The organism is Leclercia sp. S52 (assembly GCF_039727615.1).
Classification (GTDB): domain Bacteria; phylum Pseudomonadota; class Gammaproteobacteria; order Enterobacterales; family Enterobacteriaceae; genus Enterobacter; species Enterobacter adecarboxylatus_B.
The window spans coordinates 4210968-4232566 of record NZ_CP152474.1 but is presented as its reverse complement, the minus strand read 5'-3'; the positions used below and the strand labels follow the sequence as shown (position 1 = coordinate 4232566).

Annotated in this window: 20 protein-coding genes, 1 tRNA gene and 2 pseudogenes; 16 read left to right on the top strand and 7 right to left on the bottom strand. The window is 53.2% G+C overall.

Annotated features, from left to right (window positions below; genetic code table 11):
• Positions 1-6: 6 nt before the first annotated feature.
• The 3 genes from AAHB66_RS20290 to AAHB66_RS20280 are packed head-to-tail and all read left to right on the top strand — an operon-like array spanning position 7 to position 5345.
• Positions 7-3879: a cellulose synthase subunit BcsC-related outer membrane protein gene (locus AAHB66_RS20290; RefSeq protein WP_347116530.1), complete on the top strand. Its 3873-nt coding sequence runs from the start codon at positions 7-9 to the stop codon at positions 3877-3879.
• A complete protein-coding gene (gene bcsD / locus AAHB66_RS20285) occupies positions 3879-4346 on the top strand; it encodes a cellulose biosynthesis protein BcsD (RefSeq protein ID WP_347114302.1) in 468 nt (155 codons plus the stop codon). Before AAHB66_RS20290 ends, bcsD begins: the two co-directional genes overlap by 1 nt.
• 9 nt (positions 4347-4355) lie before the next feature.
• The gene (locus tag AAHB66_RS20280; protein WP_347114300.1) at positions 4356-5345 is read left to right on the top strand and encodes a glycosyl hydrolase family 8; all 990 of its coding nucleotides are present in this window, start codon (positions 4356-4358) and stop codon (positions 5343-5345) included.
• Positions 5346-5494: 149 nt separating this feature from the next.
• On the opposite strand, the gene AAHB66_RS20275 is transcribed toward AAHB66_RS20280, so the two are convergent.
• From AAHB66_RS20275 to AAHB66_RS20255, 5 genes are all read right to left on the bottom strand, one after another.
• The gene (locus AAHB66_RS20275) at positions 5495-5863 is read right to left on the bottom strand and encodes a 50S ribosome-binding protein YggL (RefSeq protein ID WP_347114299.1); all 369 of its coding nucleotides are present in this window, start codon (positions 5861-5863) and stop codon (positions 5495-5497) included.
• A gap of 179 nt (positions 5864-6042) precedes the next feature.
• A tRNA-Met gene (locus AAHB66_RS20270) sits at positions 6043-6113 on the bottom strand.
• Positions 6114-6128: 15 nt separating this feature from the next.
• Entirely contained in the window at positions 6129-7214 is a 1086-nt protein-coding gene (locus AAHB66_RS20265; RefSeq protein WP_347114297.1) for a tyrosine-type recombinase/integrase, read from the bottom strand.
• A gap of 12 nt (positions 7215-7226) precedes the next feature.
• Positions 7227-8123 carry an NAD-dependent DNA ligase gene (locus AAHB66_RS20260; RefSeq protein WP_347114296.1) on the bottom strand — a complete coding sequence of 299 codons (897 nt, stop codon included), beginning with the start codon at positions 8121-8123 and terminating at the stop codon, positions 7227-7229.
• 11 nt (positions 8124-8134) lie between these two features.
• Entirely contained in the window at positions 8135-8749 is a 615-nt protein-coding gene (locus tag AAHB66_RS20255; protein ID WP_347114294.1) for a phage repressor protein CI, read from the bottom strand.
• Between the two features lie 101 nt (positions 8750-8850).
• Between AAHB66_RS20255 and AAHB66_RS20250 the strand changes: the two genes are divergently transcribed.
• The 11 genes and pseudogenes from AAHB66_RS20250 to AAHB66_RS20200 all read left to right on the top strand — a co-directional run bounded on the left by AAHB66_RS20250 (position 8851) and on the right by AAHB66_RS20200 (position 16694).
• The gene (locus AAHB66_RS20250; RefSeq protein WP_347114293.1) at positions 8851-9087 is read left to right on the top strand and encodes a regulator; all 237 of its coding nucleotides are present in this window, start codon (positions 8851-8853) and stop codon (positions 9085-9087) included.
• A 34-nt stretch (positions 9088-9121) separates the two neighbouring features.
• Entirely contained in the window at positions 9122-9631 is a 510-nt protein-coding gene (locus tag AAHB66_RS20245) for a phage regulatory CII family protein (RefSeq protein WP_347114291.1), read from the top strand.
• A gap of 7 nt (positions 9632-9638) precedes the next feature.
• A pseudogene (locus AAHB66_RS20240) lies at positions 9639-9840 on the top strand (phage filamentation protein Fil family protein).
• Complete coding sequence (locus AAHB66_RS20235) at positions 9804-10145, top strand: DUF5347 family protein (RefSeq protein ID WP_347114289.1); 342 nt, start codon at positions 9804-9806, stop codon at positions 10143-10145. The pseudogene AAHB66_RS20240 and the gene AAHB66_RS20235 overlap by 37 nt, the downstream one beginning before the upstream one ends.
• A gap of 67 nt (positions 10146-10212) precedes the next feature.
• The gene (locus AAHB66_RS20230) at positions 10213-10446 is read left to right on the top strand and encodes a DUF2732 family protein (RefSeq protein ID WP_347114287.1); all 234 of its coding nucleotides are present in this window, start codon (positions 10213-10215) and stop codon (positions 10444-10446) included.
• On the top strand, positions 10446-10673 hold the full coding sequence (locus tag AAHB66_RS20225; protein ID WP_013098805.1) for a TraR/DksA family transcriptional regulator: 228 nt from the start codon (positions 10446-10448) through the stop codon (positions 10671-10673). The genes AAHB66_RS20230 and AAHB66_RS20225 overlap by 1 nt, the downstream gene beginning before the upstream one ends.
• Positions 10670-11521, top strand: a complete 852-nt coding sequence (locus tag AAHB66_RS20220) for a DNA adenine methylase (protein WP_347114286.1) — start codon at positions 10670-10672, stop codon at positions 11519-11521. The genes AAHB66_RS20225 and AAHB66_RS20220 overlap by 4 nt, the downstream gene beginning before the upstream one ends.
• Positions 11518-13911: a replication endonuclease gene (locus AAHB66_RS20215; RefSeq protein ID WP_347114285.1), complete on the top strand. Its 2394-nt coding sequence runs from the start codon at positions 11518-11520 to the stop codon at positions 13909-13911. Before AAHB66_RS20220 ends, AAHB66_RS20215 begins: the two co-directional genes overlap by 4 nt.
• A 156-nt stretch (positions 13912-14067) precedes the next feature.
• On the top strand, positions 14068-14256 hold the full coding sequence (locus AAHB66_RS20210) for a hypothetical protein (RefSeq protein WP_152159313.1): 189 nt from the start codon (positions 14068-14070) through the stop codon (positions 14254-14256).
• Between the two features lie 284 nt (positions 14257-14540).
• Positions 14541-15269, top strand: coding sequence for a hypothetical protein (locus AAHB66_RS20205; RefSeq protein ID WP_347114283.1), 729 nt, complete (start codon positions 14541-14543; stop codon positions 15267-15269).
• Between the two features lie 363 nt (positions 15270-15632).
• Positions 15633-16694: a PIN domain-containing protein gene (locus AAHB66_RS20200; RefSeq protein ID WP_347114282.1), complete on the top strand. Its 1062-nt coding sequence runs from the start codon at positions 15633-15635 to the stop codon at positions 16692-16694.
• Positions 16695-16738: 44 nt separating this feature from the next.
• On the opposite strand, the pseudogene AAHB66_RS20195 reads toward AAHB66_RS20200, so the two are convergent.
• Both AAHB66_RS20195 and AAHB66_RS20190 read right to left on the bottom strand, forming a co-directional pair.
• Positions 16739-17777, bottom strand: a pseudogene (locus AAHB66_RS20195) (phage portal protein).
• Positions 17777-19543 carry a terminase ATPase subunit family protein gene (locus AAHB66_RS20190; protein ID WP_347114280.1) on the bottom strand — a complete coding sequence of 589 codons (1767 nt, stop codon included), beginning with the start codon at positions 19541-19543 and terminating at the stop codon, positions 17777-17779. Before AAHB66_RS20190 ends, AAHB66_RS20195 begins: the two are co-directional and overlap by 1 nt.
• A gap of 142 nt (positions 19544-19685) precedes the next feature.
• On the opposite strand from AAHB66_RS20190, the gene AAHB66_RS20185 reads away from it, so the two are divergent.
• Both AAHB66_RS20185 and AAHB66_RS20180 read left to right on the top strand, forming a co-directional pair.
• Complete coding sequence (locus AAHB66_RS20185) at positions 19686-20519, top strand: GPO family capsid scaffolding protein (protein ID WP_347114279.1); 834 nt, start codon at positions 19686-19688, stop codon at positions 20517-20519.
• Between the two features lie 16 nt (positions 20520-20535).
• Positions 20536-21597: a phage major capsid protein, P2 family gene (locus tag AAHB66_RS20180; RefSeq protein ID WP_347114278.1), complete on the top strand. Its 1062-nt coding sequence runs from the start codon at positions 20536-20538 to the stop codon at positions 21595-21597.
• The last annotated feature ends 2 nt before the right edge of the window (positions 21598-21599 follow it).

Sequence of the window (21599 nt, the reverse complement as noted above, 5' to 3'; positions counted from 1 at the left end):
AACACTATGGACAATAAAAACAAAACCGCCGGACATCTGCCTGTACTTTGCCTGGTCAGCGGGCTGGCGATCGGGGGCATCCAGGGTGCCCAGGCGGCGGATGCCGCGCAGTCGGCCAATAACCCGGCGCTGAAAGCGCTGTTCGATCAGGCCAACTACTGGCACGAAAAGTCTCACGATAATCTGGCGATGGAATCGCTGAAAAAAGTGCTGATGGTCGACGCCAACAACACCCAGGCGCTGTACCTGATGGCCCTCTGGTCGCAGCAGGCCGGCGACATCAAAGGGGCAGCCCAGTGGCGCGAGCGCTTAACGGCGGTCTCGCCGCAGGATGCGAATCTGCAGGCGCTGGATAACGCCAAACAGATGCAGCAGGTGCCGCGTGGGCAGCTGGAGCTGGCCCGTCAGCAGGCGCGCAGCGGCAACATTCCCGCCGCGCTGGCCACCTGGCAGAGCCTGTTCACCGGCAACCAGCCGCCGCCGAGCCTGGCGCCGGAGTACTATCTGACCATGGCGGGGGATAAGTCCCTCTATCCACAGGCGGTGAGCGAGCTGCGTCAGCTGCGCGTCCAGTATCCGCAGGATAACAACGTCAAAATCGCGCTGGGCAAAGTGCTGACCTATCAGGAAAGTACCCGTCGCGAGGGGATGAACATCCTGCAGGATCTGGCGAGCGGCAGTCAGGATGCGGATAAATCCCTGCGTCAGGCCCTGCTGTGGCTGGGGCCGCAGGCGGGCGACGAAGCTTATTACCAGACCTTCCTCCAGCGTCATCCGAACGATACCGCGGTGCAGGATCACTACCGCAAGAGCATCGGCGGGGCGGCAAAAGGCGAAGGCTATGCGGCGCTGAACAGCGGCAATACCGATACCGCCCGCGGCCAGTTTGAGCAGGTGCTGAAGGCCAACCCGGAAGATGCCGATGCGCTGGCCGGGATGGGCTATGTCGCCCTGCGCAAGGGCGACTACGCCGCAGGGGCGCAGTATCTTAACCGTGCGGCCAGCCTTGGCGGTGCGGCTTCTGACGAGCGTAAGCAGCAGGCGCAGGACGCCGAATTCTACGGACAGCTGGCCCAGGCGCAGGCGGCTTACAAGCAGGGCAATGTCAGCCAGGCGCTGGTCCTGAGCGCGCCCCTGACCCAGCGCAGCGGCGAGCAGGGGGCGGCGGCGAAGCTGTTCCGCGCCGACGTCCAGCGGCATAACAAAGACTACACCGCGGCAGAACAGACCCTGCGCGGCCTGCTGACCGAGCAACCCAATAACGGCTCGGCGCGGGAAAACCTCTACTACGTCCTGCGCGAGCAGAACAAAACCGCCGAAGCCCAGGCGATGTTGCAGACCCTGCCCGCCAGCCTGCAGGCGAGGCTGCAACCGCGCGTCTCCGGCGGCAACCCGACCGATCCGCTGCGTCGTCAGGCCCAGCAGGCCGCGGCTAACGGCGATCCGCAGCGCGCCATCGCTCTGTTACAGCAGGGCACGGCCCGCTATCCGTCCGATCCCTGGCTGCGTCTGGATTTAGCCCGACTGCTGCAGAAGCAGGGGCGCAGCGCGGAGGCGGCTAACGTGATGACGCCAGCCTTCCGCCCGAACGCCAGCAACAGTGAACTCTACGCGGCGGCCCTGTTCGCCAGCGAAAACAATGCCTGGCAGCAGTCGCAAACGCTGCTGTCGCGCATCCCGGCCTCCAGTCAGAACGGCGACATGCGCGAGCTGTCCCAGCGGGTGAATTACAACCTGCAGATGGATGTCGCCGAACGCTATCTGGCCCAGGGCGACCGGACCGCGGCGGCCAACACCCTGAAAGCGCTGGCGGCACGTCCGCCGCAGAGCCCGGCCGATGCCGGCAAGCTGGCGCGGATGCTGGCCCAGAGCGGCGATGTCACCACTGCGGTGAGCGTGGTCCACGACAACATGCGCCGCGGCGTGCAGGGTAACGCCGGGGACTATGCCGATCAGGTGGCGGTCCTGAATCAGGCGGGGCTGGGCAGCGAAGCTCAGGCCTGGCTTGCCAGCCCGGAACTGCAGTCGCGCAGTACTCCGACCCAGCTGGCAAGCATTCGCAACGGCTACGTGATCAACGAGGCCGATCGTCTGCGCGTGCAGGGCAACTACGCGGCGGCTTACGACAAGCTGATCCGCGCCATGCAAAACGATCCGCAGAACACCGACCTGATGTTTGCCATGGCCCGCGTCTATCAGTCCGGGAAGATGAACAAAGAGGCCGGGGTGGTTTACGACTACCTGATGACCCGCGACACGCCGCAGCAGGATGCGCGCGCCGGAGCCATCGACGTGGCCCTTGCCAGCAACAACGTGGAGAAAGCGAAGCAACTTTCCGCCGGGCTGACCAACGACAGCACCCCGGAACGCTTACTGCTGCTGGCCCGGGTCTCCGAGGCCCAGGGCAATCATCAGCAGGCGATGAGCTATCTGCGTACCGCCCGCGGCAAGCTGCTCGGCTTGCAGAACAACAATGGCGACACGGCCCCGATGCTGGGTGGCCTGGCACTGGCCGACAACCCGTTTGTCGGCACCTCCAGCACGGGCGCCGTGGAGGATTCCCCGTCGCTCTACGGCCAGGCGATGCCGTGGCAGGTGGCCCAGCTGGCGCGTAATCCGCAGACCGCGCCGCCGGGCACCGTGCGCACCGATCTGCCGGTGGAAACCGCCCAGGCGGGCACGCTGCGTCAGGTGGATAACATGATGGAGATGCTGGTGGACAAAACCGCCACCTGGGCGCGGGGTTCTACCGCTCTGCGTTCCCGTGACGGTGAAGAGGGGCTGAGCAAGCTGACGGAGATCAAGGCCCCGCTGCAGTGGTCCACCGTGCCGTTCGGCGATTCGCGTCTGGATGTGAACGTCACGCCGATCAGCCTCGATGCCGGAACGTCTTCCGAGGAGTCCAGCCGCCGGTTTGGTACCGGGGCGCTGATCCAGGGTGGGGTGGCCGAGGAGCTGTATAACGCCTCCACCACCACGCCGCCTGAGCTGCCGAACATCGACAAAATCAAGGTGCCGTCGCAGGGCTCGCAAAGTGCCCAGGGCGTCGAAGTGGCGATGGCGCTCACCGGCGAGCAGTACAAAATTGATGTCGGCTCCACGCCGCTGGGCCAGGATCTGAATACCCTGGTGGGTGGCGTGCATTGGTCGCCGCAGCTGACGGATTACCTCAAGCTGGTGCTGACCGGCGAGCGTCGTGCGGTGGTGGACAGCCTGCTGTCCTACGTCGGGGTGGAAGATAAGTACAGCGGCAAGAAGTGGGGCCAGGTGACTAAGAACGGCGGCAGCGCCCAGCTGAGCTATGACAATACCGATGCGGGCTTCTATGCCGGGTTTGGCGTGTATGACTACATCGGTGAGAACGTCCCGAGCAACACCAGCGTCAACGGTTCGGCGGGTGTGTACTTCCGTCCGTACTATGCTGCCGATCGCGAGTTAAAAGCCGGCATCAACATGAACTACATGAACTTTGACAAGAACCTGAGCTACTTCAGCTACGGTCAGGGTGGGTATTTCAGTCCGCAGGATTACATCAGCGTCTCCTTCCCGGTGGATTACACCCAGAAGTTCGACAACTGGAAGCTGGGCTTAGGGGCGTCGGTGGGGTATCAGTCCTACTCCCAGGATGAGAGCCCTTACTTCCCGACCGATAAGGCCATGCAGAGACAGCTGGAAGATTACGTGTCCCGTGGATTCGCCAAAGAGGCGTTCTACAAAGGCAACAGTGAGAACGGGCTGGGGTATAACCTGCGCGCATCGACCGACTACAAACTCAATAAAGACATGACCATCGGCGGGCAGGTGGGGTATGACACCTTCGGGGATTACAACGAAAGTACCGCGACCCTCTACTTCCGCTACCTTCTGGGGAACAAGTGATGAATGACCAACAGCTTTTACAGTATTACCAGCATCAACAGACGCAGTCCGGTTGGTTTTCGCTGATCCACGTGATGATTGAAAGTATGGTAGCCAACGTCGGCGAAGCGCAGAGCCGCTCGTTCCTCGTGCAGATGGGCGACTCGCTGGGCGAACGTTTCCCGCTGGCGCTGGCCCACACCGTGGGCGAGCTCGAAGCGCAGATCAATGCCCGGCTCGCGGCCTTCAACTGGGGCTATATTGATATTGATGCCAGCGACACGGCGATCCGCATCGCGCATACCGCCATACCGGTGCCGCCGGAAGAGCCAAAGCAGATGGCGTGGAACCACGCCTTCAGCGCGGTGCTGGAGGGGCTCTACGCCCGCTGGCTGCGCGAGCAGGGCGGCAAATCACACGTATCACTGTGGCGGGAGGCATCCCCCTCGGCTACGGTTATCCATTTCAGATACCAAAACAATCAATAAGGATCGGCCATGTGGCAGCGAAGTAAAACCCTGATTCTGGTGCTGGGGCTGTTGTTCAGTTATCAGGCCCTGGCCGGCCCCGCCTGGGACAGCTACAAAGCGCGATTTTTGATGGCGGATGGCCGCATCATTGATACCGGCAACAACAGTGTGAGCCACACTGAGGGGCAGGGTTTCGCCATGATGATGGCGGTGCGTAACAACGATCGCGCCGGTTTTGACAAAATCTGGGGCTGGACCAAAAAGAACCTGCAGAATCCCGAGACCGGGCTGTTCTACTGGCGATACAACCCGGTTGCGCCGGATCCGATCGCCGACAGAAACAACGCCACCGACGGCGATACCTTTATCGCCTGGGCGCTGCTAAAAGCGGGTACCCAGTGGAATGACAGCAGCTATCTGAATGCCTCGGACGCCATCACCAAATCGCTGCTGGCCCGCAACGTCATCAGCTTTGCCGGTTACCGCGTGATGCTGCCTGGCGCGAAAGGCTTTAACCTCAACAGCTATGTGAATCTTAACCCGTCCTATTTCATCTTCCCGGCCTGGGAGGATTTCGCGAAGCGCAGTCATCTGACGGTGTGGCGTGAGTTGATCAACGACGGACAGAAGCTGCTGGTGAAAATGCGCTTCGGCAATACCCAACTGCCGGCAGACTGGGTGTCGCTCTACGCCGACGGTCGCGTGACCCCGGCCAAAGAGTGGCCGGCGCGCTTTAGCTACGATGCGATCCGCGTGCCGCTGTATATCAAGTGGGCGAATGCCTCCAGCCCGCTGATGGCCCCGTATACCGCGTACTGGGGACGGTTTGCCCGTACCCAGACGCCTGCCTGGGTGAATGTCACCACCGGCGATCCTGCGCCTTATATGATGGCGGGCGGGTTACTGGCGGTCCGTGACCTGGCGATGGGGCAACTGCCTGCGGGCGATCCTCAGATCACGACCCAGGAGGATTATTATTCTGCGAGTCTGAAGATGCTGGTGTCGCTGGCGAAATAGGTTATTCCCTCCCAACCGTTGGGATTCTGGAAAGCGCCTCGCAAGATTGACTTGCGGTGGCGCTTTTTGCTTTCTGCGGGGGAGAGCAGGGCGTAGGAACCCTGGCGGCTTTGTCCATCAACGAGCCAGTCCAGCAGCTTTCTCGGTACTTAGCACTCCGTCCAGGGCCCATGCCAGGCATCGCTCAGCTCGGTACACTGGATGCAGGCAAAACCAGGCTGGCTATCGAGCCACTGCTGCGCGAGTTCTCTGTCAGCATCATTGAGTGTTCCTCGCTTAAAGCGGACCAGATAGCCAGACAGAATATCAGACCCCTCTTTACCACCTCCGGCAAAGCCCCAACCCTGCGCCTCGACGAACTCAATCCAGTGGTCGAGAGCTTGATCAAGGTTGTACTGTTGGCTATCGAAACGGAAGCTGATCGTAAAACCGAACTCCTGAAACTCTCCGACTCTCAATTTTTTGCGTAAACGACGCGTGCGAGGTTTAGTTTTTTGTTCTTTAGTTAATGTTTTCATGATGGACCTTGCAGTGATGATTTCGAATGCCCGGCAGCAAAAATGAATAATATCGTGGCGAGACATTATCGGGAAATGATGGCTGGAGGATAAGGCGTATGGAGAATAACTTTATGACCGGAACAGGCCGGTAAAAACAAAAAAAGGCTTAGCCAGTTTCCTGTCTAAGCCCTTGAATTTGGTGGCCCCTGCTGGACTTGAACCAGCGACCAAGCGATTATGAGTCCGAATTATATACAAATAAAATCAACAAGTTACATTAAAATCAGGCACATAGAAGTTCGTATATTGTGGAAAAGTACCGCATAGTGTTTGGCTCTGCTGCCATTTTGCTGCCACTAATCAGGTTAAGAGGGTTGAGCGTGACGGCCTCTGTGAGATGGTCGGGCGCAAAGTGCGCATAGCGCATAGTCACCTTAATATCCGTATGACCCAGGATGCGCTGAAGTACCAAAATATTGCCGCCGCGCATCATAAAATGGCTGGCAAAAGTATGTCTTAATACGTGTGACAGCTGCCCATCTGGCAACTCGATCCCCGCGCGCTTGATTGCTCCCCTGAAGGCAGAATAGCAGCCAGTGAATATGGGCTTTGATGTTCGCTTTTCGGGAAGCAATTTATAAAGTTCATCACTTATTGGTACTGCGCGGTTCTTTTTGCCTTTCGTTTTAATGAAAGTGATCTTGCCCGGGCTGATCTGCTTGCCCGTTAAATTCTCAGCCTCTCCCCACCGTGCGCCAGTCGCCAGGCAAATCTTAACGATGGTGGTTAAATCTTCCGCTTTGCTTTTCTCGCATTCCTCAAGCAAACGTGTTGCCTCTTCAACCGTCAGCCAGGCCAGCTCCACCTCAGCAATTTTAAACTCTCTGACGTTTTCAAGAGGGTTGGGCGCGGGCCAGTCATCAAGTCGTTTCAGCTCGTTGAACATAGCCCGGAAATAAGCCAGCTCAAGGTTTACTGTTCGAGGGGTTACGGTCTTCACTCGGTCAGAGCGCGTTATTTTTCCGCTTAACCGCTGTTCGCGGTAAGTTGAAAAAAGCTTTGCGTTAAATTCAGTAGCGAGCGGATCACCCATGGCGAGGCAGGCAAACTCCATGGCGCTTTTTCGCTTCTCACCATCTGCAAGTGTTACGCCGTGCGCGTTATACCAAGCGGTTACTAAATCCCTAACGCGCCGCTTGTCCGCTTTCTCGCCCAGCCAGGGCTTGTCTTCGGATTGTTCTTTAACGTGCCGCTCAAATGCCAAGGCTTCCCCTTTCGTAGCGAACTGACGGCGAATGCGCCGCCCGTCCCTGCCGTTGGGGAAGACTTGAGCCTGCCACTTTCCATTGCTTAATTTGCTTACTGCCATTCTACAGGCCTATTAAAATCTGGAATTATTATCACGCATTAGGGTTTGCCAGTGTTCTTCACTGAGGATTTTGAGCGGAACTCCTTTATTGTCACGATAATCAATAGCCTGTTCTATCTTTCTTCCGAAACTTTGGAATTTCCAATCCTTAGAACTAAGGGCACCAATAATTAGATAGTCCAAATCTTGAGTAACCCGATCAACAATTTTGCAACCAAGCTTTAAAAGGTCACTTTCACATTGCCTACGGGAGCCACAAAGAAACTTACCTGTGAGACAAACTTTACTATCTGTAGGGTTAAAATCATCAATTAGGTCAACAGGTGATGTTGTGGAATATCCATCCACAATACCCTCAGAAATATTTGATCCTGTAAAAGCAGTGATTTCTTCTAATAATTTGGTGCGTTCTTCGTCTGTTATCACTCCATCACTCAGGATTGATTGAACCAGTTCGTAAAGATGTTTGCCGGGATAGTTACTTTTTAAAGCTGCATTTGTAGTTAAGAACCAGTTTAAATAGCTGATTTCTTCATCACTCAAATGATAGTCAGAAGCAAGCCCCTTACATAGACCCTCTAGTAAATGCTTGTCAGAATCTGCGGAGTAAAGATCTATGTTAGGAGTATCCATCAACCCGCGCTGCATTTCATGTAGCAGGTCTTTCAATTCGTCTAATTCAGATTGTTCAACTACACCATCAGAAAGGATTTCACTTATTTTATTTCTAATGCAATTTACAAAATAATTTTGGGAAAGGACGTCTGATTCCATCAGCCACGTATCAAGGAAAATCATTTCTTTTTCACTTAATTTTCCATCGCAGGTCATCCCTTCAATCAGGTTGATTAAGTTAGCGATGGCTTTATCTCTATTATGTGTATAGTTGAAAGCGCTAAATTGAGACATACCAATATTCCTTATTCAGTAAACGTTATTTTGCTGATCACTTTCCCATTGGCTTTAATATCCGATGGTGTGCACTCAAAGGATGCAGGGCCATTCTCTACACGTAAGCGTCCGCCAGGAAGACGGTAAACCTGTCTAATACTCATAAAACCATCTAATTCAATCAACCAGATCCCATCGTTGATCTCTCCCTTGAACTCGTCCACGAGATAGAACGAATTTTCAAACTTCACAATGAATGGAGCAGTGGTGTCTTGAGGTAAAAGGCGAGAGTCGTAGCGAACTTGCTCAGAGGAGTAAAAAATCCCATTTGAGATTTCTTTTAATTGCAAAGGTAATCCACTATCGCTATCTGCTTTTGTTGTGGGCGAGCCTTGTCCCGTAGTTAACCAAAGCATAGATGCGCCCGTATCAAGATGGCATGCGATAAGCCAGTCATGCGGAAAAGTATCGCGCATCCAACGGTTTGCCATCGTGCTTTGGGATACCCCAAGGTGGTCGCACAAAGCCTGTCTGGTACTGAATCCATAGGCTTGGAGGATACGCGTTATCGCCTCCTTTCCACCACTTTGAGATGTGAAGTTAAATTTTGAGATCGCTAAAGGGGTCTCTTTTGTGTTTGACATATTTAAAATGCGATCCTATCATCGGTTTTGTGGTGTTCGGAATGATTGCGAATAGTTCCGAATAGTGAAGTTTTTAAACACAAACTGAGGAATAGTGCATCATGAAAAGCAATTTTTCAATGCGCCCTAGCATCAACCTTGTGATATCTGAACCATTCATCACACTGGATGAGTTCTGCCGCCGTACCGGTTACAAGCCTAGCTATGCCCGCCAGATGATCCGTGAAAACCGCCTGCCTATCAGGAAAAAAACAGGAGTTAACAGTCTCATCGAAATCAACATGTTCGCGTTAACGATGGAAGCAGCTCAGGGCTGCGAAGTCGCAATGCAAGCCTGATAGTTCCATTTTGGGATACAAAAGGATTTCCATCATGTTTGATTATCGCATTTCCAAACATCCACATTTCGACGAGGCCTGCAGGGCTTTCGCGCTGAGTCACAACATGGCGAAGCTGGCAGAACGCGCGGGAATGAACGTCCAGACGCTGCGCAATAAGCTGAACCCGGACCAACCGCATCAACTCACACCGCCAGAAATCTGGTTGCTTACCGATCTGACTGAGGACTCAACCCTGGTTGACGGATTCCTGGCACAAATTCACTGCCTGCCATGCGTGCCGCTGAATGAAGTAGCAAAAGAGAAACTGCCGCATTACGTAATGAGTGCAACAGCGGAGATCGGGCGTGTTGCTGCCGGTGCTGTATCTGGTGAAGTGAAAACCGCTAACGGCCGCCGTGACGCGATCACCAGTATCAATTCAGTTACGCGACTGATGGCGCTGGCCGCAATTTCCATGCAAGCACGCCTGCAGGCAAACCCGGCGATGGCTAGCGCAATGGACACCGTTACGGGCCTTGGCGCTTCGTTCGGCATCATCTGAGGTGATCATGCTGATTAAAGAGCCTTCATTCGCATCACTTTTAGTAAAACAAAGCCCGGCAATGCACTGCGGACATGGCTGGATTATCGGGAAAGATGGTAAACGCTGGCACCCGTCCCGCTCTCAGGACGAACTGCTGGCAGGACTGACCACTACCAAACAGGGGGAAACCATGGCTATTGAAGGCGCTGCGGCGACTGTTCCATTAAGCCCGGGTCAACGTCTGGAAGGGTTGAACCGCATAGCGGAGTTAAGGGCGAATGTGTTTGGTCTGAATATTGAGCCAGAGCTTGAAAGGTTTATTAAAGATATGCGCGATCACCGCGATATAAACCATAAACAAAATGAGCGGGCACTGGCAGCCATATTCTTTATGGCAAAAATTCCGGCAGAACGTCACGGCGTCAATATTAGTGATCTGACTACTGACGAAAAGCGGGAACTGGTTAAAGCAATGAATCATTTTCGTGCAGTGGTGAGCTTATTTCCCAAACGGCTAACCATGCCGAATTAACCCACAACAGAAATTAATGGCGTAAACCCGCCGGGCATTCTTTTGCCCAAATTCAGGAGTAATGAATATGCGAAATATCGAAACCCGCACCACTAAAACCGGACCAGATGATGCTGGCCTGAACCAGATGCTGATTGAAGCGCGCAAAGAAGAACGCCGTGGCCGTGCCGATGTAATGGCGGCCCGCATGGAATCTATCGCCGCCCGTATTACATCCCGCCAGCTGAACTATGCAGAAGCGGCTGAGCTTCTTCGTGAAGAGGCTGTGAAAATTCAGAACGAAGCGCAGGAGATCCACTAATGGCCGATTCAATGGACCTCGTACAGCAGCGCGTTGAAGAAGAACGCCAACGCCACATCCATACCGCCCGCAATAAAGCGCCGGGCGTTTCCCGTGTTCTCTGCATTGATTGCGATGCGCCGATCCCGCCAGCTCGCCGCCGCGCCATTCCGGGCGTGCAGTGCTGCGTCACTTGTCAGGAAATCGCAGAGCTGAAAGGCAAACACTACAACGGAGGTGCTGTATGAGCACTATCCTGAAATGGGCGGGAAATAAAACCGCCATCATGCCGGAACTGATTAAGCACCTTCCTGCTGGCCAGCGACTGGTTGAACCTTTCGCGGGTTCATGCGCTGTGATGATGGCGACAGACTATCCTCATTATCTTGTTGCGGATATTAATCCTGATTTAATAAATCTATATCAGGAGGTTTTCCGCAACACTTCTGATTTTATTGAACGGACCAAACATCTGTTTCAAATGTTCAATAGTGAAGATGGTTATTATGATAGCCGGGATTCATTCAATCGCGATAAAGACCCTGAATGGCGCGCGCCGCTGTTTTTATTCTTAAATCGCCACTGTTACCGTGGTCTTTGCCGTTATAACAAAAAGGGTGAGTTTAACGCCCCTTACGGTAATTATAAAAAACCGTATTTTCCTGAAAATGAAATACGCGCTTTTGCTGAAAAAGCTACCCGCGCCACGTTCATTTGCGCCAGCTATGACGAAACTTTGGCATTGTTGGTGCCTGGGGATGTTATTTATTGCGATCCGCCTTATGACGGTACTTTCAGTGGCTATCACACTGCCGGTTTTACTGAGGACGATCAGTATCATCTGGCCTCTATTCTTGAGCGCCGTGCATCAGAAGGGCATCCGGTCATCGTTTCAAACAGCGACACTTTCCTGACTCGTTCCCTGTATCGCAATTTCACTCATGACCGCATTAACGTAAAACGCAGCATCGGTGTTGCTGCAGGCAAAGGGAAAACTGCAGACGAACTGATTGCTGTACTCAAACCGAGAGTATGGGCTGGCTTTGATCCAGCAGGCGGCCCTGATTGCTCTGTCGTGCATGAGGTGCGCGCGTGAGTCATCACGAAGTTAAAAAGCACGGCGGCGCAGATGATTCCGCCGCTGCTTTTACCTGGAATGCACCTAAAAAGGCGATTAACCCCTATCTGTACCCGGCGGAAGTTACGCCGGGTTCTGAGCTTTCAAACCTGATTACTCTCTATGCTGCGGATAATGAGCAGGAACAGCTGCGCCGCGAGGCCCTGAGTAATGAGGTCTGGGAGCGCTATTTCTACAATGAATCCCGTGATCCTGTTCAGCGAGAAATGGAGCAGGACCAGCTGATAAGCCGCGCCAAAATGGCCCGCGAACAGCAGCAATTCAATCCCGATCTGGTCATTATTGCTGACGTGAGCGCCCAACCGGCGCACATCAGCAAGCCTCTGCTCGAAAGGATTAAATATTTCCAGAGCTTGGGTAAACCAAAGGCATATTCCCGTTATCTGCGGGAAACCATCAGGCCGTGTCTTGAACGGCTGGAGCAAGTGCGCACCAGTCAGGTTTCCGCCTCCTTCCGTTTTATGGCGAGCCAGGACGGGATGGAGGGCTTGCTGGTTCTGCCAGAAATGAATCAGGAGCAGGTCAAACGGTTATCCACCCTGGTAGCCGCACATATGAGCATGTGTCTGGATACTGCCTGCGGTGAGCTGTTTACGGATGATGACGTTACGCCGGAAGAGATCCGCCGGTCATGGGAAAGGGTCGCCGCTGAAGCTATGCGCCTTGATGTTATACCGCCTGCATTTGAACAGCTGCGCCGTAAAAAGAACCGCCGCAACCCGGTCCCGTATGAGCTTATTCCGGGTTCACTGGCCCGCATGCTTTGTGCGGACTGGTGGTATCGCAAGCTGTGGCAGATGCGGTGTGAATGGCGGGAGGAGCAGCTGCGTGCTGTTTGCCTGGTTAACAAAAAGGCGTCCCCGTATGTCAGCTATGAAGCTGTGATCCACAAACGCGAACAGCGCCGCAAATCACTGGAGTTTTTCCGCTCGCATGAGCTGGTTAACGCCGAAGGTGACACGCTGGATATGGAAGAGGTGGTAAACGCCAGTAGCAGCAATCCGGCGCACCGGCGCCACGAAATGATGGCCTGTGTTAAAGGGCTGGAGCTTATCGCAGAAATGCGTGGCGAATGCGCCGTGTTCTATACCATCACTTGCCCGTCACGCTTTCACGCGACGCTCAATAACGGCAGGCCTAACCCGAAATGGACCAGTGCCACGGTCCGGCAGAGCAGCGATTACCTGGTGAATATGTTCGCCGCCTTCCGTAAGGCGATGCACAAAGCCGGGCTGCGCTGGTATGGCGTCCGCGTTGCCGAGCCACACCATGACGGCACCGTGCACTGGCATCTGCTGTGCTTCATGCGCAAAAAAGACCGTAAATCCATCACCGCGTTGCTGCGTAAATTCGCCATTCGTGAGGACCGGGAGGAGCTGGGCAACAATACCGGGCCGCGCTTCAAGTCTGAGCTTATCAACCCGCGAAAGGGTACACCGACCAGCTATATCGCCAAATACATCAGTAAGAATATCGACGGGCGCGGGCTGGCGCAGGAAATCAGTAAAGAAACAGGCAGATCACTGCGCGATAACGCTGAGAACGTAAACGCCTGGGCTTCGCTGCACCGTGTTCAGCAATTCCGTTTCTTTGGTATCCCTGGCCGTCAGGCGTACCGCGAGCTGCGCTTGCTGGCTGGTCAGGCCGCCAGGGCGCAGGGTGACAAGAAGGCAGGCGCGCCGGTACTGGAAAACCCGCGTCTGGATGCGGTGCTGGCTGCAGCTGATGCTGGCTGTTTTGCCACCTACATCATGAAGCAGGGCGGCGTCCTGGTTCCCCGTAAACATCACCTTGTCAGAACTGCCTATGAGCTGAACGACGAGCCGAGCGCCTACGGCGATCATGGTGTTCGTATTTATGGCATCTGGTCCCCGATCATTGAGGGCCGGATCTGCACTCATGCAGTGAAGTGGAAAATGGTTCGTAAAGCCGTTGACCTTCAGGAGGCGATAGCCGACCAGGGCGCTTGCGCCCCTTGGACTCGTGGCAATAACTGTCCCCCTGTTGAAAATTTGAACCAAACAGGCGGGGATCTACCCGAGATTAAATCCATGAGTGACAAAGAGCTGCATGAGTACCTGCACAGCATGGGCCGGAAAGAACGCCGTGAGCTGACCGCAAGGCTGAGGCTCGTTAAACCGAAGCGGAAAAAGGAATACAAACAGAACATTTCGGGTCAGCAGCGCCTTCAGCTTGAGTATGAACTGCAGTCCAGAGGGTTCGATGGCAGTGAATACGAGGTTAATTTACTTGTACGCGGCGGCAGCCTTCCGTCAGGGGGCGGGTTGCGCATCTTTTACCAGAGCGGGCAGCTGCGTGAGGATGACAAGTGGCGGCAGTATTACTGACCAACCAAAAAAATTTCTGTTTTTGACTCATATCAGGGCTTTCTTATTGAAGGCCAAAAAAAGCGTTTTACATTTAGAAATCGGTACTATACTGTATATATAAACAGTGTATATACATACAGTTATATTGTGTCAGTGACCGTAATAGGAGGGAAAATGCAGGATTATCTTTTGGAGTCATTGAAACTTCAGCGCATTGATTTTTTCATTAAGCTGGTAGCGGCAAGCGAGTGCAGCGACGAAGAAAAGCGGCTGGCTATCCAGTGGGTTTCTGAGCTGACTGACGAGCTGATGGCGAAAATTCGCAACCATGAATACAGCCGTACAATGGACGTTACCAGTTAGGGAAATATTGTGCGTTTTGGTGTAATGAACGACAAAGATAAGAATATTTGTCTGGTGCTGTTAAGAGCACTTAAATCCGATCATTACTAACACTTTCACCCCTTTTTCCATTAACAGCCATTCGAATCCGCTAAAGCAGAGCCATGGTATTTAAAGGGTTAAATGCATAAAAGTGTGATGCTGATCATGCAGCATACCTGGGTAAACGACATTTGGCTGCAAAGATTGCGCGGATAGAGACTTGTTTTAGCTAATTAAAAAGAGTTAGATATTAGTGATAGGCGATGTCAATCAGATATCGCCTTATTTTTATTAAGATAAAAATAGGCAAAAAAATGAAAATTAATAACGTAATGTTATCAATATCTCTTGCTGTAGCACTCACTGGCTGCGTACCACGTTCTCCTAACCCAAGTGTCACCTCTATTGAAGTAGTTAAGCCTCCTGTTGGGCAAAGTGCTACAGCTTATATGGGCGATCCTATCATTACATCTGCAACAGGGTTCAAAACGGATGTACTAGAACTTGGCGCAGGCAATGGCGCGTTGTCTTCAGTTGCTGCTGGAAGCTATTGCAGCGTTGGCAATGGTGTTTATCGTAATTATCACAACCCTCAAGCAGTTGCCTTAAAAAATCTTTACGGACAGATTGGAAGCTATGTTGATTATGTAAGTTACGACGCTGCCAAAAACGAGGTTTCACCACCAAATGGTACTTCTTATACTGCCGCAGAAATCTCTATCAAACGTGTTCCTGACGGCCTGTGCAGGGTAAGCAATTCATTGGTAAAAACTATCGAATACAATGGAAATGCCGGCGGAGTCATGAAGTTTACCTATCGAGAGTTTGCAAATGATATGGCTCGTGCTGCATTCACAACTGATTTTTCCATAGATTCGAAGGGTAGTGATGTAGTGGCTTATAAAGGGGCCAAATTTAAAGTAAACAAAGCTGACAATTCGTCGATTTCTTATACAGTTATTTCTGGTTTTGATAAAGCTGCTGCTTTCTGAACTTAGTGAGTGCATTTAGTCAGTCTAGTTTTTGTTGTCTGCTCTAAACATGCATGTCTATGCCGCATGAAATCGCATGATCTTTCAAGGATCGTTTTTGCTCTGGCCCCCCAAAGCTGGCGGGCCTTTCCATCGTTCATGCTGATGCATGAAAACTACTACATAAAGTGGGCAGGCGTGGCGGGGATACGAGCGCGCGCGGTGTGCTTAAACGGTGTTTTACGCTACTACATATCTTGGTGCTCAGTCTGGGACCTCGATCGTGAAAATAAATAAGTAAAATACGCCAGCTTCGTATAAATTATTATTTGTAAATGCATAGTCTCTTATTTAAAAAACTATTTTCATTTATTAAGGATCTTTATGCTTCAGACAAACAAAGTGTTTATTGATACTCAATGCTATGTAAAGGCAGGGTTACATTTTGAAGGGGCCGCTTTTGAGGCATTTTATGAATTATGCACAAAAGGGGAATTGATATTAATAACTACTTCTGTCGTAGAAAGAGAAGTGAAAAGCAAAATAGATGATTCCATTAAGGATGCATTACAAGCAGTGCAAACCATTCAAAGAAAAGCGAAAATTATTAAAAATATTGAAGGTGGGCCATTGCAGCAGTTTTTTCAACCATTAGAAGTTGATGGTGTCTATGCTTCAGCTAAGCAAGCATTTAATGATTTCCTAGAAGATTGTAACGCTGAATATGCACCACTAGGCTCTATTAATATTGAAGCTATCTTAAACTCTTATTTTGCTAAAGAACCCCCTTTCGGGGATGGAAAGAAAAAAAGCGAGTTTCCTGATGCTATATCTTTAAATGCAGTTGAGAAGTATCTGGATGGTAATGCGGTTTATGTTATATCTGAGGATGAGGATTTAAAGTCATTTTGTGAATTGAAAGAAGGATTCTACCAGATAGATACTCTTGATAAGTTTCTTGATATTTACAATACGCATGAAAATTCTCTTGCTTCGGCTATAAATCGCTATCTTTCTACAAATTCACAAGAAATTAGGCAATTGCTGGAAGAGAAAATACATGAAGCGGATGCTTACAACTCTTCTACATGGGAGGATTCTGAGTTAGACGAATTCAAAGTTTTAGAAATTAGTGAGTTTGAGCCATCTATTATTTCTATTGATGGTGAAAGTTGTATTGTTACCTTTGATGTTTCCGTCGAATTTGAGGTAACGGTCACCGGGCCAGACTTTACCAATGGTTATTGGGACAGCGAAGATAAAGTGGTCATTCCAATGGAAACTTCTACAAATGTTGTGATTGAAACATTGGATTTTTCAGTTGAGATGTCAATGGAATTCGAAATAGAAGGGGATGACATTACTAATGTTGAAGAAGATATTAATATTAAAGATCTAAGCCGTGGTATAGAATTTTCTGTTGAGGAAAATAACTTCGATTATTAAGTGTTACTCATCCCGGCAACGGATGTCTGTGCCGGGATGATTAATCAAATGTTTAAAGAATACTCAGTGAAAGATATAATTGACGTACCAAGCCATTCGTTCAATTCGCATATACGTTTTTGTAAAGGAATTAGTTCGTTACGTACAAAAACTAGGCTGGCCTTCTCAACATCCCCAAACCCCCCCCACATTAGTCGGCATAATCCCCATCATCTGCGGTGGAACACGGTGCGCGGCCATCATGTCGTCCCGGCTCACGTTCTTGATGTTCAGAAACTCATCCTTTGCCGCGACCTCTGACAGCGGGATGATCTGAATCCCGTCCTTTTTGCCGTTCGGCGAGTACATAAACAAATTGCGGAAGTTGCCCGGCCCTTTGGCGCTTTTCATCGCTTGGCGGATATTGTTCACATCCTCCTGATTCTGCGCTGCGTCGGTCATGTACATGATGAACCCCGCATGGCTGCCATTGATGTAATACTTACGGCGGAACAGGGTGGCGGACTCGTTCAGCAGTGCTGAAGGGATGGCGGACAAGTATTCTGGCAGGCCGTAAATTTCTTGGTTCAGGTCCGGCTCCATCAGGTGAAAGATGCTGCCTTTGGTGAACTCATAGGGCTGCGTGGTCAGGCCGTATTGCACAAACCAGTAAGTGTCCAGGTCAACGCCGCGGCGGGTATATTTCGCCAGGGCTGGCTCCAGCGAGAGAACGCCGCCGAGCCGGTTGGTGCGTTTCTCAAGGTAGGCGTTACCAAACACCAGATAGTCCTGCACGAAGCGGCTGAATGCCTGCTGGCTGAGCAGCGGATGCGGGATAAACGTGCTGGTCAGGATGTTGCGCTTAACGGCAATAGGTGAGCTGTGATGCACTGCTGCACGATAGGTGCGGGCCAGGCCGTCAAAGCTCACGGGCGGCTCGTACCATTTGTCCATCTGTACGCATTCCACGTAGTCCAGCAATTCGCGGCGGTCCAGTACCGGGATGGGGTCGCCAAAGCTGAACGCTTCGGCGTGAGTTGTGTTCTTCTGCTGTGCGGCTTCCTGCACTGGCGCGGTGCTGGTCAGGGCGTCGTGTTCACTCATCAAAAAATCTCCACAATATTGCTGGTATTGGCGGCTTCGCCCTGCAGCGGTTCGTTAAACAGTGCGTGCATCGTTGCCCATGCCAGGTCTGCATGGCTGGCTTCTTCGCTGCGGCTGGCTTCGTAAGTGGGGCGGTTGCCGCTGGCGGTGGTGGCGCGGCGGATTGCCATAAAGGACTGCGCGATATCGGTATGCCCGGCGTCAAACTCCAGGCGTCGGTGGCTGATAATGTCGTATGCCTTGAGCACCAGGGCGTTTTTGACGTTGGGGTTGTAGACAAACTCCCGGACCGCCGGGAAGAACGCCTTCACGTTCTCATAGACGCCGTGGCCGACGCCGGTCGAGTCAATGCCGATATAGGTCACGTTGTACTGCTGCGTCAGCTTTTTAATCGCGTCAGCCTGGGCGCGGAAGTCCATCCCGCGCCACTGGTGACGCTCAAGAATGCGGAACTTGCCGCCCGGCACGGCTGGCGGAGCCATCACCACGCACCCGGCGCTGTCGCCGTTCTGCGTACCTTTCGCCGGGTCATAGCCGATCCAGACTTCGCGCCAGCCAAACGGGCGCAGAGCCAGCGCCTGAAAATCGGACCAGACTTCCCAGCTGTCCACCATGCAGGCCTGCAGCTCGCTCAGCGGGAACACTGACGCCAGATCGTCAATAAACTCGCACATCAGCAGGTTCTGGTATTCGTCAGGGCTGTACTCCATGCGCAGCTGGTCGATATCAAAAAGGTTACACCCGCCGCGCACCGCATCTTCCACGGTGACGATCTGGCGGTACTGACCGTCCGGGCAAAGCAGGCCGGGGGCCAGGCTGCCGTGGGTCAGGTCAATATCCACCTTGTCTGCCTTGTTGCGGCCCCGGTTGAACAGCGCGCCGGACCAGAACGGATAGGCGCTGTGGGTCAGGCTGGACGGTGTGGAAAAGTAGGTCTGCCGCCATTTTTTATGGATGGCCATACCGGACGCCACTTTGCGCAGCTCCTGGAATTTCGGTATCCAGAAATATTCATCCAGGTACAGGTTGCCGTGGTAGCTCTGCGCCGTGCGGGCGTTGGTGCCGAGGAAGTACAGGCACGCGCCGTTGCTGAGCGTCATCGGGTCGCCTTTCAGCTCCACATCCACCTCTTTTGCAAAGTCGATGATGTACTGCTTGAAGACGTGCGCCTGCGCCTTGCTGGCTGAGAGAAAAATCTGGTTGCGGCCGGTGGTGATGGCGTCAATCAGCGCTTCCCGGGCAAAAAAGAAGGTTGCCCCAATCTGGCGCGATTTAAGTAGGTTGCGGATACGATGGCGGTTGCCTGCCTCGTACCAGTGGCGTTGGTAGGCGAACATCGAGCCGTGGAAAACCTCCTGCAGCTTTTCGATCTGTTCGTCGGAGAAAACGTTCTTTTCAGGCTGACGGCGCGGACCTTTGTTGCGGTTGGCTACGTTCGGGTTTAAGTCAGCTTCGTTCCCGCCATCGTTGAATTTACCGATCCGTGCGTGGCGCTCTGACTGGCGCGCCAGCAGGTCAATTTCCTTGAAGTCCTTCCCTTCTTTCTGCTCCTTCATGATGAGCTGGCAGTAACGCGCGGCGGTAGTGAGCTGCATCTGATCCAGCGGCCCATAGTCGCCCCACTTGTCGCGCTTCTTCCAGCTGTGAACGGTTGTAACTTTCTCGCCCAGCATCTCAGCAATGCGGGCTACGCGGTATCCCTGAAAGTACAGCAGCATGGCTTGCCGACGGGGATCGAGGTCTGCGGGGGTCAGTGTCGTGTTCATGGCCCAAACATACGGCCTTGCCCGGCAGCTTTCCCCGGCTGCGGTTTGTGTGGCGGGCGGTACAAGCGCCGCGCGTTGTTTCACTCCCCTTATCACCGCAACCATAAGGCTCCAGTAAGTTTTTTCTAACGGAGCACGGCTCATGACAGTGAAGACAAAGCGTTTCCGCATCGGGGTGGAAGGTGCCACCACCGACGGACGCGAAATCCAGCGTGAATGGCTGGAGCAAATGGCAGCCAGCTACAACCCGGCGGTCTACACCGCGCTGATTAACCTAGAGCACATCAAGTCCTATTCACCGGACAGCGCCTTTAACCGCTACGGCAGAGTTACCGGGCTGGTTGCTGAAGAAATTCAGGACGGCCCGCTGAAGGGGAAAATGGCGCTGTATGCCGACGTGGAGCCGACCAGTTCACTGGTTGAACTGGTCAAGAAAGGCCAGAAGCTTTTCACTTCTATGGAAGTAAACCCGAAGTTTGCCGACACCGGCAAAGCCTATCTTGTAGGCCTGGCCGCCACTGACGATCCGGCGAGCCTGGGCACCGAAATGCTGACCTTCAGCGCAAGCGCCGCGCAAAACCCGCTGGCTAACCGCAAACAGAATCCGGAAAACCTGTTTACCGCCGCTGAGGAAACGCTGATCGAACTGGAAGAAACCCAGGACGAAAAGCCGTCCCTCTTTGCACGCGTCACCGCCCTGTTCACTAAAAAAGAGCAGACCGATGATGCGCGTTTCTCTGACGTGCATAAAGCCGTTGAGCTGGTCGCCACCGAGCAGCAGAACCTGAGCGAGCGCACCGATAAATCCCTGTCCGATCAGGACACGCGCATTTCTGAACTTGAAACTTCGCTGCAGGAGCAGCAGTCCGCCTTTGCCGGGCTTCAGCAGCAGCTGAGCCGTGAAGACAGCCGTAAAGATTACCGCCAGCGCGCGCCGGGCGGTGACGCACCGGCAGGCACCCTGACCAATTGCTGATGGAGCATAAAACCCGATGAAAAAGAAAACCCGCTTTGCCTTTAACGCCTACCTGCAGCAGCTGGCGCGCCTGAACCAGGTGGAAGTTGAAGAACTTTCCAGCAAGTTCACCGTTGAGCCGTCCGTGCAGCAGACGCTGGAAGACCAGATCCAGCAGTCCGCCGCTTTCCTGACACTCATTAATGTCTCGCCTGTTGATGAGCAGTCCGGCCAGCTGCTTGGCCTGGGTGTTGGCTCCACCATTGCCGGAACCACCGATACCACCACCAAAGAGCGCGAACCTACCGATCCGATGCTGATGGAGGACGTGGAATACAAATGCGAGCAGACCAACTTTGACACGGTGCTGACCTACGCAAAGCTGGACCTGTGGGCGAAATTCCAAGATTTCCAGGTGCGTATCCGTAACGCCATCATCAAGCGCCAGGCACTGGACCGCATCATGATCGGCTTCAACGGCGTGAAGCGCGCCAAAACCTCCAACCGCGCGGAAAACCCGCTGCTGCAGGACGTGAATAAGGGCTGGCTGCAGAAAATCCGCGAAGACGCGCCGGACCACGTTATGGGCAGCACCACCCAGGACGGCACCACCACTGCAGGCGCGGTGAAGGTGGGCAAGGGCGGCGACTATGCCAACCTGGACGCCGTGGTGATGGATGCGGTTAGCGAGCTGATCGACGTGGTTTATCAGGACGATGACGAGCTGGTTGTTATCTGCGGCCGCGAACTGCTGTCCGACAAGTATTTCCCGCTGGTCAACAAAGAGCAGGAAAACAGCGAGAAAATCGCCGCCGATCTGATTATCAGCCAGAAACGCATGGGGGGCCTGCAGGCGGTGCGCGCGCCGTTCTTCCCGGCGAATGCCCTCCTGATCACCCGTCTGGATAACCTGTCCATCTACTGGCAGGAGGATACCCGCCGTCGTTCTGTTATCGACAACCCGAAACGTGACCGAATTGAAAACTTTGAATCCGTCAACGAAGCGTATGTGATTGAAGATTATCGCTGCGCGGCCCTGGTCGAAAACATCGAAATCGGTGATTTCACCGCGCCAGCTGCGCCGGAAGGTGGGGAGTAACG